Origin of the sequence: Mesorhizobium sp. M0938 (genome assembly GCF_040319125.1) — a bacterium.
GTDB lineage: Bacteria > Pseudomonadota > Alphaproteobacteria > Rhizobiales > Rhizobiaceae > Mesorhizobium > Mesorhizobium robiniae.
Window position 1 is genome coordinate 31,711 of the sequence record NZ_JAMYNS010000021.1, and the last position, 17,495, is coordinate 49,205.

At 63.1% G+C, this 17,495-nt stretch carries 13 protein-coding genes; 2 read left to right on the top strand and 11 right to left on the bottom strand.

The genetic code is table 11. The annotated features are described in order from the left end of the window. Nucleotides 1–26: 26 nt before the first annotated feature. The 3 genes from NKH73_RS27980 to NKH73_RS27990 all read right to left on the bottom strand — a co-directional run bounded on the left by NKH73_RS27980 (nt 27) and on the right by NKH73_RS27990 (nt 3,615). Nucleotides 27–1,529 carry a sugar ABC transporter ATP-binding protein gene (locus NKH73_RS27980; RefSeq protein ID WP_502894042.1) on the bottom strand — a complete coding sequence of 501 codons (1,503 nt, stop codon included), beginning with the start codon at nt 1,527–1,529 and terminating at the stop codon, nt 27–29. 23 nt (nt 1,530–1,552) lie between these two features. Next, complete coding sequence (locus NKH73_RS27985) at nt 1,553–2,491, bottom strand: sugar ABC transporter substrate-binding protein (protein ID WP_352937753.1); 939 nt, start codon at nt 2,489–2,491, stop codon at nt 1,553–1,555. Nucleotides 2,492–2,604: 113 nt separating this feature from the next. Then, the gene (locus tag NKH73_RS27990; protein WP_352937755.1) at nt 2,605–3,615 is read right to left on the bottom strand and encodes an ABC transporter permease; all 1,011 of its coding nucleotides are present in this window, start codon (nt 3,613–3,615) and stop codon (nt 2,605–2,607) included. Nucleotides 3,616–4,039: 424 nt separating this feature from the next. Between NKH73_RS27990 and NKH73_RS27995 the strand changes: the two genes are divergently transcribed. After that, complete coding sequence (locus NKH73_RS27995; protein ID WP_352937756.1) at nt 4,040–5,002, top strand: sugar-binding transcriptional regulator; 963 nt, start codon at nt 4,040–4,042, stop codon at nt 5,000–5,002. On the opposite strand, the gene NKH73_RS28000 is transcribed toward NKH73_RS27995, so the two are convergent. The 4 genes from NKH73_RS28000 to NKH73_RS28015 all read right to left on the bottom strand — a co-directional run bounded on the left by NKH73_RS28000 (nt 4,999) and on the right by NKH73_RS28015 (nt 10,646). Continuing rightward, complete coding sequence (locus tag NKH73_RS28000) at nt 4,999–6,495, bottom strand: xylulokinase (protein WP_352937757.1); 1,497 nt, start codon at nt 6,493–6,495, stop codon at nt 4,999–5,001. The two genes, NKH73_RS27995 and NKH73_RS28000, sit on opposite strands and share 4 nt — an antisense overlap. A gap of 20 nt (nt 6,496–6,515) precedes the next feature. After that, a complete protein-coding gene (locus NKH73_RS28005; RefSeq protein WP_352937759.1) occupies nt 6,516–7,838 on the bottom strand; it encodes an NAD(P)H-dependent oxidoreductase in 1,323 nt (440 codons plus the stop codon). 259 nt (nt 7,839–8,097) lie between these two features. Then, a complete protein-coding gene (locus NKH73_RS28010) occupies nt 8,098–8,988 on the bottom strand; it encodes a DUF427 domain-containing protein (protein ID WP_352937760.1) in 891 nt (296 codons plus the stop codon). Next, nucleotides 8,985–10,646 carry an ABC transporter substrate-binding protein gene (locus NKH73_RS28015; protein WP_352937762.1) on the bottom strand — a complete coding sequence of 554 codons (1,662 nt, stop codon included), beginning with the start codon at nt 10,644–10,646 and terminating at the stop codon, nt 8,985–8,987. The genes NKH73_RS28010 and NKH73_RS28015 overlap by 4 nt, the downstream gene beginning before the upstream one ends. 113 nt (nt 10,647–10,759) lie before the next feature. On the opposite strand from NKH73_RS28015, the gene NKH73_RS28020 reads away from it, so the two are divergent. Continuing rightward, nucleotides 10,760–11,656 (top strand): LysR family transcriptional regulator, encoded by an 897-nt coding sequence (locus tag NKH73_RS28020; protein WP_352937763.1) that lies wholly within the window; start codon nt 10,760–10,762, stop codon nt 11,654–11,656. Nucleotides 11,657–11,674: 18 nt separating this feature from the next. On the opposite strand, the gene NKH73_RS28025 is transcribed toward NKH73_RS28020, so the two are convergent. From NKH73_RS28025 to NKH73_RS28040, 4 genes are all read right to left on the bottom strand, one after another. Further along, nucleotides 11,675–13,705: a dipeptide ABC transporter ATP-binding protein gene (locus NKH73_RS28025; RefSeq protein ID WP_352937765.1), complete on the bottom strand. Its 2,031-nt coding sequence runs from the start codon at nt 13,703–13,705 to the stop codon at nt 11,675–11,677. Next, nucleotides 13,698–14,582, bottom strand: coding sequence for an ABC transporter permease (locus NKH73_RS28030; RefSeq protein ID WP_352937766.1), 885 nt, complete (start codon nt 14,580–14,582; stop codon nt 13,698–13,700). The genes NKH73_RS28025 and NKH73_RS28030 overlap by 8 nt, the downstream gene beginning before the upstream one ends. Then, on the bottom strand, nt 14,579–15,532 hold the full coding sequence (locus NKH73_RS28035; protein WP_352937830.1) for an ABC transporter permease: 954 nt from the start codon (nt 15,530–15,532) through the stop codon (nt 14,579–14,581). Before NKH73_RS28035 ends, NKH73_RS28030 begins: the two co-directional genes overlap by 4 nt. A gap of 70 nt (nt 15,533–15,602) precedes the next feature. After that, entirely contained in the window at nt 15,603–17,267 is a 1,665-nt protein-coding gene (locus tag NKH73_RS28040) for an ABC transporter substrate-binding protein (protein ID WP_352937767.1), read from the bottom strand. Between the last annotated feature and the right edge of the window lie 228 nt (nt 17,268–17,495).

The window sequence follows — 17,495 nt, forward strand, 5'->3', positions numbered from 1 at the left end:
GCTTTGTTCCGATTCCCGGTTACGCCTTAGCTCGTGGCAAGTTCCATGACGGCAACGTTGCTGGCCTCGCTGCGGTCGAGAATGCCGCGCTGGCGGCCACGGCTCAGCACCAGCACGCGATGCGACAGGCCGAGCACTTCCTCGAGGTCGGAGCTCACCACCACCACCGCCATGCCGGAGCGAGCGAGGTCGGCGATGACGTCATAGATCGCCGCACGCGCCCCGACATCGATGCCGCGTGTCGGCTCGTCCAGGATGAACACCTTGGGCGGCCGTGAAATCCATTTGGCGATGATCACCTTCTGCTGATTGCCGCCGGAAAGCTTGCTGATCGCCTGGTTCGGCCGGCCCTTGACGCCGAGCCTGGAGATGCCTGCCTCGGCGAATTTCTGCACCGCCCTCGGAAACACCCAGCCATTCGGCGCGACATGGTCGAAATTGCCGATCGCCAGATTCTCGCCGATGGTCTGGTCGAGCACCACGCCTTGCGCCTTGCGGTCTTCCGGCACCAGCACGACGCCGGCCTTGATCGCCGCCGCCGGGCCATTGAGGTGCACCGGTTTGCCGGCGACACGCACCGACCCGGACGAAATCGGATCGGCGCCGGCAATCGCCCGCACCAGCTCCGTGCGGCCGGCGCCGATCAGTCCGGCGATGCCGAGGATTTCGCCGGCCCGCACCGAAAAGCTGACATTCTGAAAGCTGCGTTCCGGCGAGGACACGTTCTCGACCTCGAGCAACGTCTCGCTGCCCGGTTCAGAGAGCGGCGGAAACATCCGTTCGACGCTGCGGCCGACCATCTGCTCGACCACGGTGCGCACCGGAATGTCGGCGCGCTCGTGCCGGGCGACGATGCGCCCGTCGCGCATCACCACCACGCGGTCGGCGATCTCAGCGATCTCATCCAGCCGGTGGCTGATATAGATGAAGGACATGCCCTCCGCCTTGAGCTTGCGGATCTGCTGGAACAGAAGTTCCGTTTCTTCGCTGCCAAGCGCTGCCGTCGGTTCGTCGAAGATCAGAAGCTCGGCATTGAGCGTCAGCGCCTTGGCGATCTCGACCTGCTGCTGGGCGGCGATGCGCAGCGTGCGCACCTTGCGCTCCGGCGAGACATCGAGGCCGAGGCGCCTCAGTTGCGCCGATGCTTGCGCATTCATCACTGCGCGGTCGATGCGGCCGCCGCGCATCAGCAGCCGCCCGACATAGACGTTCTCGGCCACCGACAGGTCCGGCAGCAGCTTCAATTCCTGGTGGATCATGCCGACGCCGGCGTCGATGGCTGCGGCGGGAGAGGCGGGGGAATAGGGTTTCCCCCGCCATGTGATGGTGCCGGCATCGGGTTTGGTCGAACCGGCGATGATGTTCGAAACGGTGGACTTGCCGGCGCCATTTTCTCCAAGCAGCGCCACGACCTCACCCGGCCGCACCTCGAAGCTCGCATCGGCCAGGACCTGGACCGGTCCGTAGCTCTTGCAGAGGCCGCTGACGAAGAGCCCCAGATGCGGGGTCTGCGTATGGCTGGGATCCAAGGACATCGTTCCGCTACCGATTGTCAGGGATGCTTGGCGATGAACTGATCGACATTGTCCTTGGTGGTCAGCGTCGCGTCCTGCAGCTGTTCTGCGGGAACGGCTTCGCCGGCCACCAGCTTGATCGCCGCGTCGACGGCAAGCCGGCCCATGCCTTGTGTCTGCTGCGTCGCAGTTACGTCGAAGACGCCGCCTTTCAATGCCTTGAGCGCCGCCACGTCGCCGTCGAAGCCGGCAACCCAGACCTTGTGACCGGGATTAGCGACCTTGACCGCCTGCGCGGCACCGAGCGCCAGCGCATCGGCCTGGCCGATGACGATCGACACGTCTGGATGCGACTGTAAGAGATCCTGGGTCAGCTTGAAGCCTTCGTCCTGATGCCAGCCTTCGCTCCACAACTCGCCGACCACCTTGATGTCGGGATAGGCGCTCAGCGCTTCGCCGCAACCCTTCGAGCGGTCGACCTCCGGCGTCGTGCCTTTCTGGCCGTGGATGATGATCAGCTCGCCCTTGCCGCCGGCCTGCTTGGCGATGTAGTCGCAAACCGCCTTGGCCGATGCCACGCTGTTGGTGGCGATGAAGGTGTCGCCCGGCGCGCCGTCGGCATTGCGGTCGACATTGATGACCGGGATGCCGGCAGCCTTGGCCGTCTTGGTCGGCACGGTGGCGGCGGTAGCGCCGGCCGGGATGTAGATCAGCGCATCGATATTTTGCGTGATCAAATCCTGCACCTGGCTGACCTGCGTCGCTGAATCGCCCTTGGCGTCGACGGTGACGATTTCGATGCCCTTTTCCTTACCGTAGGCTTCGACTGACTGCTTGATCTGGTTGAAGAAGTCGGCCTGTAGATTGGCGACGGCAAGGCCAAGCTTCTTGGCCTCCTTGGCCGACGCCATGTCGGACAGTCCGAGCAGCGGAATGACGGCTGCGGCAGCAAGCAGCAATGAACGTTTGGTCAGCATGTGTTTCCTCCGTTGATGTTCAAATCTGTTCCGCCGCGCATCACCGCGCCCTTGGCCGAACAACTCCCAGTTCGGATCACCGATCCGTTTTCGCCCGGACACCCGGGTGAATCTCATTGCGCTCTACGCCGCCACGTATCCGTGGCTACCGCCAGCGCGATCACCACGCCGATCACGACCTGCTGGATGAAAGGCGACACGCCGAGCAGGTTCAGCCCATTGCGCAGCACGCCGATGATGAGCACGCCGATGGCGGTGCCGCCGATCGAGCCGACGCCGCCCGATAGGCTGGCGCCGCCGATCACCACCGCCGCGATCGTGTCCAGCTCGTAGCCGAAGCCGGAGCTCGGCTGGACGGAATCGAGCCGTGCTGCAAGCACGATGCCGGCGAGCCCGGCCAGCACGCCGCAGACCGCGTAAACCCAGTTGGTCAGCGACTTGACCGGTATGCCGGACAGCCGGGCGACCTCGGCGCTGCCGCCGATCGCGTAGAGGCTGCGGCCGGTCGCGCGATAGTTCAGGAAGATCGCGAAGATGATGGCCAGCACGATCATCAGCCCGACGGTGACCGACAGGAAGCCGAAATGGCGAATGATCGACAGGCTGGTGAACCAGTCGGGAAAGCCGATGATCTGCGAGCCGTCGGTGATCATGTTGGCGAGACCCCGCGCCACCGACATCATGGCCAGCGTGGCGATGAAGGGTGGCAGCTTGGTGACGGTCACGAGCAGGCCTGAAACCAGACCGCAAAGTCCAGCAACGACAAGTGCCGCGACGATGCCGGCGGGCATGCCGAGGTTGAGGTGGTCGGGATGGGCGACGAAGCCCATCACCATGGCGGCGAGCGCCAGCACGGAGCCGACGGACAGATCGATGCCGCCGATCAGGATGACCAGCGTCATGCCGATCGCCATGATGCCGAGCACGGTGACCTGGTCGAGGACATTGAGGATGTTGCGCACGGTCAGGAACGTGTCGGTGGTCAGCGACAGCGCAAGGCACAGAAGAACCAGTCCGATCAACGGCCCCATGGTTCCGGCGAACAGGGTCGAGAGCTTCGCGCCCGCCGCGGCTGGCGCGCCCGGGCCGGCCTTCAAGTCGCTTGCACCGTTGCTCACAGCCATTTTGTCTCCTCCATCAGCAATCCGGCGTTGCGTCGCCGGCTTACTCTTGTTCACCAGGCACCTCCCTGTGAACAATTTATCTTTGATATGCAATTTTGTTCAGCTAAACTGTTCGTCGGAAAATTGTCAAGGCCCGCCGCATCATTCCACGCCAGTTTGCGCCACCAGGCGGTTTGTCTTACGGAAGGGCACGAAATGCCGCGTTTCGGGTCTGGTCTCATCCTGCGAATTCATTTCGGTTGATTGAGGCAGGGCAGCTCGGCCAAGACAAAGTAAATGTTGACCATTTTGGATTCATCTCGCGTTGTGGACGATATCCTGTCGATGTCTTAGATCTTGAATGCTGGGTACGCAGAACGATTTGCATCGCTCGGTCGGATGCGCCGTCTGAATGACATCGAAGGATCCGCGGGAGGGCAAAAAGATGGCGATGACGGAAAATGACAAGGCCTCGCGCTTCCCGGATGCCGAGCTGAAGGCCCGTGCCGCGTGGCACTATTATGTCGAGGGCCTGACGCAGGAGAGGATTTCGGAGATCCTCGGCATCGGTCGCATCAAGGTGCATCGCATCCTCTCCGCTGCGCGTGAGGAGGGCATTGTCCAGTTCCGCATCCGCGACAGCGTCGTCGAATGCATGGTGCTGGAAGAGGCCCTGAAGCAGCGTTTCGGCCTCAGCCAGGCCGTTGTGGTGCCGTCGGCCGCCGATCGAAGCAACGCACCGCTGATGATCGGCCATGCCGCGGGCGCCTATCTGGCCGACAATGTGAATGCCGGCGATGTCATTGCACTGGGTTGGGGGCGGACGCTGAAATTTGCCATCAACGAACTGCCGCGGCGGCCGATCGCCAGGACGACGGTGGTCTCCATGCTGGGCGGCCTGACGCATGCCCAACCGCTCAACCCGACCGAGAGCGCCTGGGAATTCGCCGAAAAGATCGGCGCCGAGTGCTTCTTGCTGCCGGTGCCGGTCTATGCCGACCGGCCGGAGCAGCGCGACGCCTTCATGAGCCAGCGCAGCGTTCAGGACGTCGTCTTTCGCGCGCGCCGGGCAAACATCGCCGTGCTCAGCGTCGGATCGTTTTCAAACGACAGCCCGATCGCCAATTACGGCTTCATCAAGCCCAGCGAACTCGAGGAGCTGCAGGCGGCCGGCGCAGTTGGCGATATATTATGTCATTTCATCGACGCCGAGGGGCGGCTAGTCGACCATGAGGTCAATCGCCGGGTCTGCGCCTATCCGCTGCAGGATCTGGCGGACATCCCGGCCATCATCCTGGTCTCGGGAGGACAGGAAAAGATTGCCATCATGCGGGCGGCGCTCGCCAACACCAAGGTATCGGTTCTGATCACCGACGAGGATGCGGCCAAGGGCCTGCTCAACCGCTAAGCCTTTCCAAGCGCCTCGAGGCGGGCATGGATGTCGCGCGTCGCCTGATAGAGGTCGCGGTAGATTTCTTTGCGCGCGCGGTAATCGGAGACCAGCCCTTCGACCGGGGCGACATGCCTGGTCGGCGGCGCCGTCATCGCCTCGGCCGCAGCCTCAGGCGAGGCAAACCATCCGAGAGCCGAGGCCGCTAGCATGGCAGCACCCAAGGCTGCCGCCTCGTTGACGGGCGAAACGAAGAGCGGCCGCTCAAGCACGCTTGCCATGATCTCCATCAGCAGCGCGCAATTGGTACCGCCGCCGGCGGCAATCATCGCCGCCGGCTTACCGCCGGCTTGAGCTTCCATCGCCTCGCTGGCGATCGCCTGCTCGAAAGCGATGCCTTCCAGAACTGCGCGGAAGAGATGCTCCGGTTGGTGATCGAGCGACAGGCCGACGATCGCGCCGCGCGCAGCACCGTCCCAATAGGGGCTCATGACACCGGCCCAATAGGGCATGACGAGCAGGCCCTCGCTGCCGGCGGCAACGTCGACCGCCGCTCTCTCCAGGGCTGCGGCCGACGGCGAGCCGGTCGTGCGCACGATCCAGTCGACCAGCTGCATGCCCGACCGCAGCACCGTCTCCAGCATGAATCCCGAGCCAGTCGGTGAGACCAGCGTTCGAAACGCATCCGACGTCCTGATCCCATGGGAATAACACCCGCTGACGACGCCTGAGCCGAGCGAAAGATAGCTTTTGCCTTCGCCGTGGACACCCATGCCGAGGCCCATTGCCTGGCCATCGCCGGCGCCGGCGACAACAGGCGTGCCAGCCTTCAGGCCGGTCAGTCGGGCCACGCTTTCATTGAGCCCGCCGCAGATCGTGCCGGGCGCGACCAGTTCCGGCAACTGGTCCGGCCGCAGCCCGGCGGCCGCAACGAGCTCAGCGTGCCAGGTGCTGGTTTTGATGTCGAGCAGCCCGAGCGGATCCGCACTTGCCGTGCTGGTGACCAGACGCCCGGTCAGCCGGTGGACGAAGAAGCCATGCACATCGACGAGTGAAGCTGCCTCGCCGAGCGCTTGCGGCTGGTGTTCGACAAGCCAGCGAACAGCATAGAGCGCCGGCGTCGGGTCCGGCGGCTTGCCGCTCCAGTCGCGGATCGTCTCGCGACCGAGTTCCGCCGACAGCCTGATGACTTGCGGGCGGGCGCGCTCGTCCAGCCACAGGATCGCCGGAATAAGCGGCTTGCCGGCATGATCGATCAGCGTGAAGGTCTCTCGCTGGTGCGCGATGGAGATCGCCGCCACCTGTGAAGCGCCAACCGCCTCAGTGACCTGCTTTAGTGCACCGACCAGTGCGGTCCACCAATGTTCGGCATCCTGCTCGAAATGGCCAGGCTTGGGATTTGAAAGCGGATAGGCTTCGCGCGCCTGGAACAGCTCCTTGCCGTCGCGGGTGAAAGCGATCGCCTTCACGGCCGTGGTCGAGGCGTCGATCCCGATTACGACATCGTCCATCAGGCAATGATCCGGTGGAGTCAGGCTGCGTTTGTAACGAACCGCCCGTCCGACTGGTCGAGACGACGGCGGATCTGGGTTATCACCATCGAATCGTCGGGTACACAGTTTTCATAAGTGAGGAAATCGCCCGTCTTGACCGGCTTGACCACCTTGGCTCGCTCGGCGAGGCCGAGCGGCAGGGCGCCGCGGGCGCGCGCGTCCTCCCAGGTCATGGCGAAGCCGCGATAGTCGTTCTCGCCGATCATACCCAGCGACTGGCCGAGGCCAAGGTCGCTCTTGGCCACAGCCACCGCCTCGGCGACCGGATGGTCGAGCGGCTCCATGTCGGCGCGCTTGTAGACAACGGCGCGTGCCGCCGACAACGGCACTTCCAGGCTGGTCAAATGATAGGGACGGAAGATCGTGAAATAGGGGCCCTTGCCGACCTTGAGGTCGACCATGCGCTCCAGCACGCGCGGATGCCTTGTCTCGATGATGCAGAACACGCCGGGCGCCACGCCCTTGCCGATCGAATAATCGACGACGCCCTTGCGGTGCAGCACGCCGCCATCCTCGCGCGGGCAGAGCACGCTGGCCAGTTCCTCCAGCGTCGCGGTCGGGCCGTGCATGCCCGGCACGTCGGGTACCAGGCCGGTGGCATTGGCGATCGCCACCATCTCGATCGCCGTCTTCGAACCGTCGACGAACTCGACCAGCATGCGCGCATTCATGTTGCGCTCGGCGGCCTCCTTCTCGTAGTCGGCCGGCATGGCGTCGATCTTCAGCGGATTGTTCTTGCCCTTGCCGGCGGCGATGATGTCGAAGCCGAGGCTCCTGGCAAAGCCGATGATCTCCAGCGTGCAGGCCGGCTCGTCGCCGGCCGCACCCGTATAGACGACCCCGGCCTTGCGCGCTTCCTCTTTCAGGAAACGGCCGATGGTGATGTCGGCCTCGACGTTGAGCATGACGATGTGCTTGCCGTTCTTCATCACTTCGAGCGCGAACAGCGTGCCGATGTTGGGATTGCCTGTCGCGTCGATAATGACGTCGATGCGGCCGGCGGCGGCGAGTGCGTGCAGGTCTTCGGTCACCGCGATCTTGCCGGCCTCGATGGCACGGTCGATGGCCGCTGCATTGCCGGCCTGCACGATATCGGAGCGGTCGTGGCCGGCGAGCAGCGCCGCGTCGATCGCCGCCTGCGGCCTGACCTCGGAAATGGCGCCGATCCGCATGCCTGGCATCAGCGCGACCTGGACGACAATGTCGGTGCCCATCTGCCCGGCGCCGGCAAGCCCGATGGTGATCGGTCCCTGCTTTTCGGCGCGTTGCAAAAGTTCCGCTGCAAATTGCGGATGGGACATATCGCTCCTCCAATTCCAGACGCGCCGCAGCGCCAAACTCATCTTTTGAACATTCCTATTTCCATTTGAAAAATATTTCAATCGGCAATTCGGCAAATCTTCGACGGGCGGTGCAGGTGTCAGCAACGCGAACTACTCCAGGGATTGGTGAAGAGGCAGCGTCGGATCACTGCAATGCGACGCAAACACATAGCCCCGGCGACTGCGCGTTGCAGTCACTGCGGCTATTGGATTTCAGCGGACGTTGGGGGAGAACAGCTCAGAAATAGCCGTCCGACGCGGCCGTGGCTTCCTTCGGGATTTCGACGCCGTCGACAAGAATCTTGTCGACCAGTTCATGGTGGAAACACACCAGCCCCTTGATGCGCTCGGCTTCGTGCACCGGTTCGGGATAGTACCAGACGAGGTTCTCGTGGCGCTTCTTGGGAGTCGTCACGTGATAATAATTGGAGATGCCCTTGTAGGGGCAGCGCGAGATGTAGCGGCTGGGCGCGAACATATCGAGCCGCGTGTCTGAGATCGGCAGATAGTGGCGCACCGGATGGCCGGTCTCGAACAGGAACACGCCGCGACGTGAATCCGCGACCTGCTCGCCGTCGAGGATGACCTGCACCCGCCGTGACGAGGGCAGGCAGTCGACCCGGCGGAACGGGTCGCGGGCATGGACGAAGATCTCTTCGTCCTCCTCGAACCAGTGCCCCATCTTGCTCCAGGTGAAGGACATGTAGTCCGCTATCGGCGGGCAGCCCTTGACCGGGTTGAGGTAACGCCAGGCGCCGTCCTCGACCAGCGTGATGCCGGTGTTCAGCGAATAATGAGTGGCCACGCCCTTGAACGGGTCCTCCGTTGTCGTCCGGCTGGGCAGCAGGAACTCCTCGCGCACGTCGCCGATCGGGAAGTAATAGACCGGCAGATGATCGGACTCGTAGAAGACCAGCGCCTTGGTCGTGTCGGCAACGATTATCGAGCCGACCTGTACGCGCAGCCGCTTGGGGCAGGGCATGGTGAAGGCGACGTAGCCAGGTTCGAACTCGTACTGCTCGATCGTGTCGAGCAAAGGAAAATGCGGCCCCCGGCCGCGCAAATGGGGCTTGCGAATGGTAGTCTCCCGTTTCTTTTCTTTCGCGATCTGGCGTTGGTGAGCGGTCATGGTCCGCCTATCGACACGCGGTCGAGCAGCAGCCCGGCGGCGATCGGCGGCAGGCCGCTGACATTCTTGCGCACAGGTACCAGCAAGTCCGGGAAATAGCTGAAGATCACCGGCGTCTCGTCGAGCAGCAGTTTCTGGATCTCGGAGGCAGCATTTCGCTGCGCGCCGATGTCGAGCGCCTTCAGATAGCTTGTGACCAGGCCGTCATAGGCGGAGCTCTTGAAGTGGGCCGCGTTCCATGGCCCGTCGCTGACCAACGGGCTTTTCAGGAATACGTTCGGCACGCTGCGATGCGCGTAGTCGGTGATGCCAAGCGGGCTGTCCAGCCAGTCCGACTGGCCGAACACCGCCTTCCCGTAATATTTGTCCTGATCCTCGATGTTGAGCGAAATGCGGGCGCCGATCTCCTTGGCGAAGTTCTGGAACAATTGCGCGTAGCCCGGAATGTCGGAATAGCGCAGCGTCGTCAGCGTCATGTCGAAGCCGCTGGCCAGTCCCGCCGCTTCGAGCAATTGCTTTGCCTTGACGATATCCTGCGTGCGCTGCGGTATCGATTTATCGGTCGCCGGAAAGGCCGGCGCGAACGGGCTGTCATTGCCGGTCGCGGCCATGCCGCGGCACAGCCCGTCGACCAGTTTGCTGCGATCGATGCTCAGGGCCAGGGCCTGGCGCACCCGCTTGTCGGTGAAGGGCGCCATGTCGCAGCGCATGTGCAGCTGTCGGTGGGCGGTCGAGGCCACGCGCAGCACCGTGATGTCGGGATTGTTCAGCATGACCTGGCTGACATCGAGCGGAATGGCGTCGAGAAGGTCGACCTCGCCCGCCTGCAGCGCCAGGATGCGCGGCTGCACGTCGCCGTAGAACTTGAACTCGAGACGATCGGGAAACGCTTTTTCACCCCAATAGTCTGGATTGCGGATGAAGGTCGCGCCAACCTTCGGCGTGTAGGTTTCGAGCCGGAAGGGACCGGTCCCCTCGAAGGTTTTTTCGTAGTCGCCCTTGTAGCTCGCCGGCAGGATGACGGCGTTGTAGTTGTCGATCGACACCGAGTAGGGAAAGCTGCCGTTCGGCGCGTCGAGATGGAAGGCGACGGTGTGGTCGTCGACCTTCTGGGTGCCGCCTTTCGATAGCAGCCCCTTGAACACCGACAGCGCGTTGGACGAGCCGCTCGGGTCGGCGAGGCGGTCGAACGTCGCAACGACATCGTCGGCTTTGAAATCCTCGCCATTGTGGAACTTGACGCCCTTGCGCAGTTTGAAGGTCCAGACACTGCCGTCCTCGTTCGGCGCCCAGCTTTCCGCCAACACCGGCCGCAGCGTCAGGTCTGGTTCGGTGACGCAGAGAAATTCGGCGGTCTGGAAAACCAGCTGATAGCTGCCGCTGTCGTAATAGGTGACCGGATCGATTGCCCCGCCCGGCGTAGCAATGCCGGCGCGGACGGTTCCGCCCGGCGTGCCGGCAGCGCGTACCTTTTGGGTACCAAGACCGGCGGCGGCAACGATGCCGCCCAGGAACGGCAGTGACAAGCCGAGCATGCTGCCATGGCGAAGGAAATCACGGCGGTCGAGCCTGCCGGCCAGGAGTTCGTCGACAGCGGAATTTTCGATTGAGCTCAGGTTTCTGCGGGCGATATCGATCGTCTTGAAATGCTTCGGCATGGCTGCATTCCCTCGCGTCTCGTGGGGCTTTGCCATCTAGTTCATTGTTGACCGCGACCGAAAAGCGATATTTTTTGATAGGTGTCATCGAAATTTTCGATGCAGGAGCCGGCATGGATACTGAAAACCTGCGCAGTTTTCTCGAGGTTGCCACCCATGGCAGTTTCACCGTCGCAGCTAACCGGCTCAACCTCGCACAATCGACTGTCAGCGCGCGGATCCGGGGTCTCGAGGAGCAATTGGGGCGCCGGCTTTTCGTTCGCGATCGCGACGGCGTCACGCTGACACCGGCCGGCCGGCAGTTCCTGCCGCATGCCTCCTCGATTACGCGCACCTGGGAACAGTCAAGGCAAGATATCGCGGTTCCCGATGGCTACGAGACGCTGCTGCGGCTTACCGCTCCCGCCTATCTGTGGGATCTGATCACCTCGCCATGGGTCGAATGGATGCGCGCCAGGCGACCGAACGTTGCGTTGCGGCTCGAAGGCAGCTTTCCTGACCTGGCGATCGATCAACTGGCGGAGGGCCTGCTCGACATCTGCATCCTTTATCTGCCACGGCCGCATCCCGGCATCGCCTATGAAACGCTGGCGGTCGATCAGGTCGTCCTGGTCCAGCATGCCGCGCAAACCGGGCCATGGACCGAGAACTACATTCTCATGGACTGGGGGCTGGAATTTCGCATCGAGCATGATCGCGCCTTCGCCGCGATGGTGAAGCCGGCAATATCGGCTGGGCTGGTGTTCATCGGGCTGCAGCATGTTCTGTCGCAGCAGGCTGCCGCCTATCTGCCGCTGAGCGCGGTTAGCGGCCACATCGAACGCGGCGAACTCCGGCGCATCGAGGGTGCGCCGGTGTTCCAAAGACCGATCTATCTCGCCTATCCGAGCAATCCAGCCTCGTCCGATGTTCTTGAGGTCGCGCTGTCCGGACTGCGGACGCTGGCAAAGAACTGGTCGGGCGATCAGGGTTTTTCGGAAAATGACCGCGCTTTCAGCATGGCCGATTAAGCAGCGTCCCGGCGGCGATCAGGCGGGTTCCGTTTCGGCGGTCTTCGGCATTTGCAGCATTGCCAACTCAACGTAGGGAATATGGCAGCGGATCGTGTGGCCGGGCTTAGCCTCAGCCAGCGGCGGCTCCTGCTCCTCGCAGATCGCTCCGATCTTGCGTGGGCAGCGCGTGTGGAACACGCAGCCCGACGGCGGATTGGTGGCGCTGGGGATTTCGCCGTCGAGACGAATGCGCGACGTCTCGCTCTGGTCCAGCTTGGGAACCGCCGACAGCAGCGCTTCCGTGTAGGGGTGATGCGGGCCGGCAAAGACATCTTCGGAGGGACCCAGCTCCATGATCCTTCCAAGATAGAGCACAGCGATCTGGTCGGAGAGATAGCGAACGACCCCCAGATCGTGTGAGATGAAGATATAGCTGACATGCTCCTTCGACTGCAGGTCGGCGAGCAGGTTGAGGATGGCCGCCTGCACCGATACGTCGAGCGCCGAGGTCGGTTCGTCGCAGACGACGATGCGCGGGTCACCGGCGAAGGCGCGGGCGATGGCGACGCGCTGTTTCAGTCCGCCCGAAAGCTGGCGCGGCTTGACGGCAAGATGCCGGTCGGTAAGTCGAACCGAACGGACGAGTTCGTCCAGGCGTGCCTCCAACGCCTTGCCGCTGAGGCCGGCCAGTCTCTTCAGCGCCCGGCTGATGAGATGGCGGATTGAATGCGAGCGGTTCAGCGCCGAATCCGGATTCTGGAAGACGATCTGCAAGGCTTTGATCTGGTCCGCGCTGCGGCTGTCCAGTCGAGGCGCCAGCTTCTTGCCCTCAAGTTCGATCGTGCCGCCTTGGTCCGGCTGCACGAGGCCGAGCAGCAGCCTGGCGAAGGTCGTCTTGCCGCTGCCGGATTCACCCACCAGGCCAAGCGTTTCCCCGGGCCTGAGACTGACCGAGACATCCTTCACCGCCCGCAGCGCATGGCCGTGGCTGGCATAGGTCTTGCTCAATCCCTCGATATTGAGGACTGGCTCGGATTTGGCTTTCGGCCTGTCAGTGGCGACATCGCTTGGGGTGGCGCGCGGCAGCGATTGCGCCTGTTCATGATAGGGGCAGCGCGACAGCCGGCCGCCCAGATCGTAGAGCGGCGGCAATTCGTTGCGGCAGCGGTCGGTAGCGAGGGCGCAGCGATCGGCGAAGGCGCAGCCTTTGATCGCCGCACCGATGCCGGGCAGGAATCCCGGAATGGTGTCGAGGCGACCATGATCCTTGCGCTGGCCGCCGCGCGGCAGGCAGCGCAGCAGGGCGACCGTATACGGGTGGCGTGGATCGTTGAACACGACGTCGGTCGGCCCTTCTTCCACCAGCATGCCGGCGTAGAGGACGCCGACCCGGTCGCACATGTTGGAGACGACTGCGAGATTGTGACTGATGAACAGGATCGAAGCCGACAGCTCCTGCCGCAGCTGTGCGATTAGGTCGAGCACTTCGGCTTCCACCGTCGCGTCGAGACCGGTCGTCGGCTCGTCGAGGATCAGCATGGTCGGGTCGTTGGCAAGCGCCATGGCGATGGCCACACGCTGCTGCATGCCGCCGGAAAGCTGGTGGGGATAACGCTGCATGACGCTGGCCGGATCGGAAATGCGCACCCGGTTCAGCATGGCGATCGCCCGGTCGGTGCCGGCCTGTCCCGAAATGCCGCCGAGCTCGAATATCTCCGTCAACTGGCGGCCGACGCGGATCGATGGGTTCAGCGCCTTGCCGGGATCCTGATAGACCATCGACACGCTTTCCGCGCGGGCGCGGCGCAAGGCCTCGGCGTCGAGCTTCATGATGTCTTGGCCGTCGAGCGAGATCGCCCCACCTGATATCGAGCCGTTTCTCGGCAGATAGCGCACCACGGAAAGCGCCACGGTGGATTTGCCGCAGCCGGATTCGCCGACCAGCCCGTAGGCTTCGCCCTGCCTGATGGTGAGGCTGAGGTTGCGCAGCACCGCCCGGTTGCGGCCGCCGACGCGGTAGGCGACGGAGAGGTCGTGCAGTTCAAGCGCGTTGGCGGGCTCAGTCATTGAGAGCCCCCTGCACGCCGTCGGTAACAAGATTGACGCCGATCACCAGCGAAGCGATGGCGAGTGCGTCGAACAGCACCGTCCACCAGAAGCCGCCGCCGATCATGCCGTAATTGCTTGAGATCGAGAGCCCCCAGTCGGGCGACGGCGGCTGGATGCCAAAGCCCATAAAGCTCAGCGTCGCAACCGCGAAGATCGCATAACCGAGGCGGACCGTCGTTTCGACCAGGATCGGCGGGATGACGTTCGGCAGGATCTCGACGAACATCGTATGCAGCGCGCTTTCGTGCCGGAGCTGGGCGGCGGCGACATAGTCGAGCTCGCGTTCGGCAAGCACCGCCGAGCGCACCGTGCGTGCGATGATCGGCGCAAAGCTGAGGCCGATGACGACGATGACCGTGGCCTTGGAGGTGCCGAGCGCGACGATGGCCAGCAGCGCGACGATGACCACCGGGATCGCCATGAACGCTTCGAGGATGCGGCTGATGACGTCGTCGACGATGCCGCGAAAATAACCGGTGAACAGGCCCAGCGCCGTACCTGCCACGGTCGCCAGCAATGTAGCCAGCGGCGCCACGGTCAGGATGTCGCGTGAGCCGACGATGACGCGCGAGAAGACGTCGCGGCCGATCTGGTCAGTGCCGAACCAGTGCTCGGCCGAAGGCGGCGCCAGCGCGTTGATGATGTCGTCCGCAAGCGGATCGTAGGGTACGAAATGTTCACCGAACAGCGCGCAGATGACCCAGAACAGCACGATGGCGAGGCCGGTGAGAAAGGTGCCGGAGCGCAGCAGCGAATAGAACACCTCCGCCATGGGCCCGCGCCGGCCCGTATTGTCAGGCGGCAAGGTGCTGGCGGGACTGTCGGTGGCGCTCATTGGTCTGTTCCCAGCCGGATGCGCGGATTGAGCACGGAATAGAGGAAGTCGGCGGCCAATGTCGCAACCGCATAGACGATGCCGATGGTCAGGATGCCGGCTTCCAGGACCGGGAAATCCTTGCCCCGCGCGGCGGTGAAGATCAGCGATCCGATCCCTTGATAGCGAAACAGTGTTTCGATCACGACGAGGCCGCCGATAAGATAGCCGGTCTGCGTTGCGATGACGGTGATGGTCGGCAACAGCGCGTTGCGCAGCACGTGCCTCCAGATCACTGTCCGCCACGGCAGGCCCTTGAGGACCGCGGTCCGTGTGTAGTCGGAATCGAGCGCCTCGATCATGCCTGAGCGTGCCATTCTGGCGATATAGCCGAACAGCACCAGGAACAGCGGCAGGGCAGGCAGGATCAGGTAATAAAGCTGGGTGAAGAAGCCGGCGTCGCGCGGCCATGCGGCAGAGATTGGCAACCAGCGAAGCCAGACCCCGAAAATCAGAATAAGGATGATGCCGGTGACGAATTCGGGCAGCACCGTTACCGACAGTCCGCCGAGGCTGATGATGCGGTCGAGCGGCCGGTTGAGATTGAGCGCAGCAATGACACCGCCTAGAATACCGATCGGCACGACCAGTATGAAGGCGACCGCTGCCAGCTTCAGCGAATTGCCGAGCGCATCGATGACGAAAGGCGCCACCGGCGAGCGGAAAATATAGGACGTCCCCATGTCGCCCTGCACGAAATTAGAGATCCAGCTCCAATATTGGGTGAGCAGCGGCCGATCGACGCCGAGCGTGTGATTGAGCGCATCGACGGCGCGCTGGTCGGCAAACGGACCCAATATGGCGCGCCCGACATTTCCGGGCAGCACCTGGCCGCCCAGAAACACCATGATGCTAAGCAGGAACAGCGTGACAAGCGACAGGAAGACACGCCGGACAAGGAAGGAGAGAATGGCTAATACTCCTTGCGGAGCCAGCTTCAGGCAGGAACTGGCCGTTAGAGGATCTGGCTTTCCCTCCCGTTCAGGCTTTCGACGCCTTGTCGAGGAACAGCTGCGACATGGCGGTCGGCTGCACGCCGGTCACGCCCTTCACCGTCGCCGTCAGGTAGTCGTAGAAATAGCCGAAGATGACGGGTGTTTCCTCAAGCAGCAGCTTCTGGAGCTTGCCAGCGTCCGCCTTTTGCGCCTCGAGATCAAGGGCGGCGATATAGCTGGTCGCCAGCGTATCGTAGTCCTTGTTCTTGAAGTGCGCCGCATTCCAGGTGCCTTCGCTCTTCAACGGTGCGGCGAGATAGACGTTGGGCACGCCGCGGTGGCCGTAGTCGGTGATGCCCATCATCGAATCCAGCCAGTTCGATTTGCCGAACACCGCCTCGCCGTAATAGGCGCTCTGGTCGAGGATGTTGAGCTCGAGCTCGATGCCGATCTCCTTGACCGCGTTCTGGATGAGCTGGGCGTATTCGGGGATTTCCAGATAGCGCTCGGTGGTCAGCGTCACCTTGAAGCCCTTGCCGGCGCCGGCCGCTTCCATGAGCTGCTTGGCCTGCGCAATATCCTGCTGGCGTTGCGGCACGGTCGGGTCGGTCGAGGGATAGGCGGCGGCGAACGGACTGTCATTGCCGGCTACGGCGCGGCCTTTCATCAGGCCGGCAACCAGCTTGTTGCGGTCGAGGCTGAGCGCGATGGCGCGGCGCACCCGCGGATCCTTGAACGGATCCGCATCGCACTGCAGATGCAACTGTTGATGCGCGACCGATTTCAGGCTGATGATTTCGATGTTCGGATCGCTCAGCAGGCCGACGCCGGCCAGCACCGGGAGCTGGTTGATGATGTCGACCTGACCTCCTTGCAGCGCCAGGATCTGCGGCTGCATGTCGGCGAAGAAGGTGAACTCGGTGCGCTCCGGCAACGCCTTCGGGCCCCAGTAATCCTCGTTGCGGACGAACGACGCCCCGACCTTCGGCGTGTATTTATCGACCCTGAACGGCCCTGTGCCGTCGAAGCTCTTCTCGTAATCGCCGACATAGCTCGCCGGGATGATGACGGCGTTGTAATTGTCGGACGACACCATGTAGGGAAAGTTGCCGTTCGCCGCGTCGAGGTGGAATTCCACCGTGTAGTCGTCGACCTTTTTGGTCGCGCCCTTTTTCAAGATGCCGTTGAACACCGACAGCGCGTTGGAGGAGTTGGCCGGATCGGCGAGCCGATCGATGCTGGCCACCACGTCTTCCGCCTTCATCTCGCCGCCGCTGTGGAACTTCACGCCCTTGCGCAGCTTGAAGGTCCACACAGTGCCGTCGTCGTTCGGCTTCCAGCTTTCAGCCAGAGCCGGCCGCAGCACGAGGTCCGGACCATCGATGCAGAGGAATTCAGCGACTTGCTGCAGCACCACCAAGCCGCCCGCATCGGCGATGCTTACCGGATCGATCGCCGCGGTGGGCACGCTGCTTGCCACGCGGATGGTGGCACCGGGCGCTCCCTGGGCACGAGCGAGCGACGGCATGGCGCCAAAGCCGGCGGCAGCACCGATGCGGCCCAGAAGCGGCAACGACAGGCCGAGCAGGCTGCCGTGGCGAATGAAGTCGCGGCGGCTGACCCTGCCGTCGACAAGCCCGTCGATCAGGTGGTTTTCGAGCGGCGAACGATTGCGCCTGAAGAAGTCGAGAATGCGATAGTCTTTGCTCATGGGTTTGACCCTTTCCCCTTTGTTCTTATGGTTGACGAAAATCCGTGGAGTTCTCCGTATCCCGGCCGTCAACGAGCGTTGTTGACCGGGGCTTTAGCATGCGGTCTTTTTCGGTCCATCCGCTGCCTGCGGCAGAGGCTTGGATTTTCGAGGCATTGCTTCCACCCATTCTGTCCGCAATACCCGATCGTTGTCACGGCTCGAGGCTTCTCTTGTTGTATCCTTTTC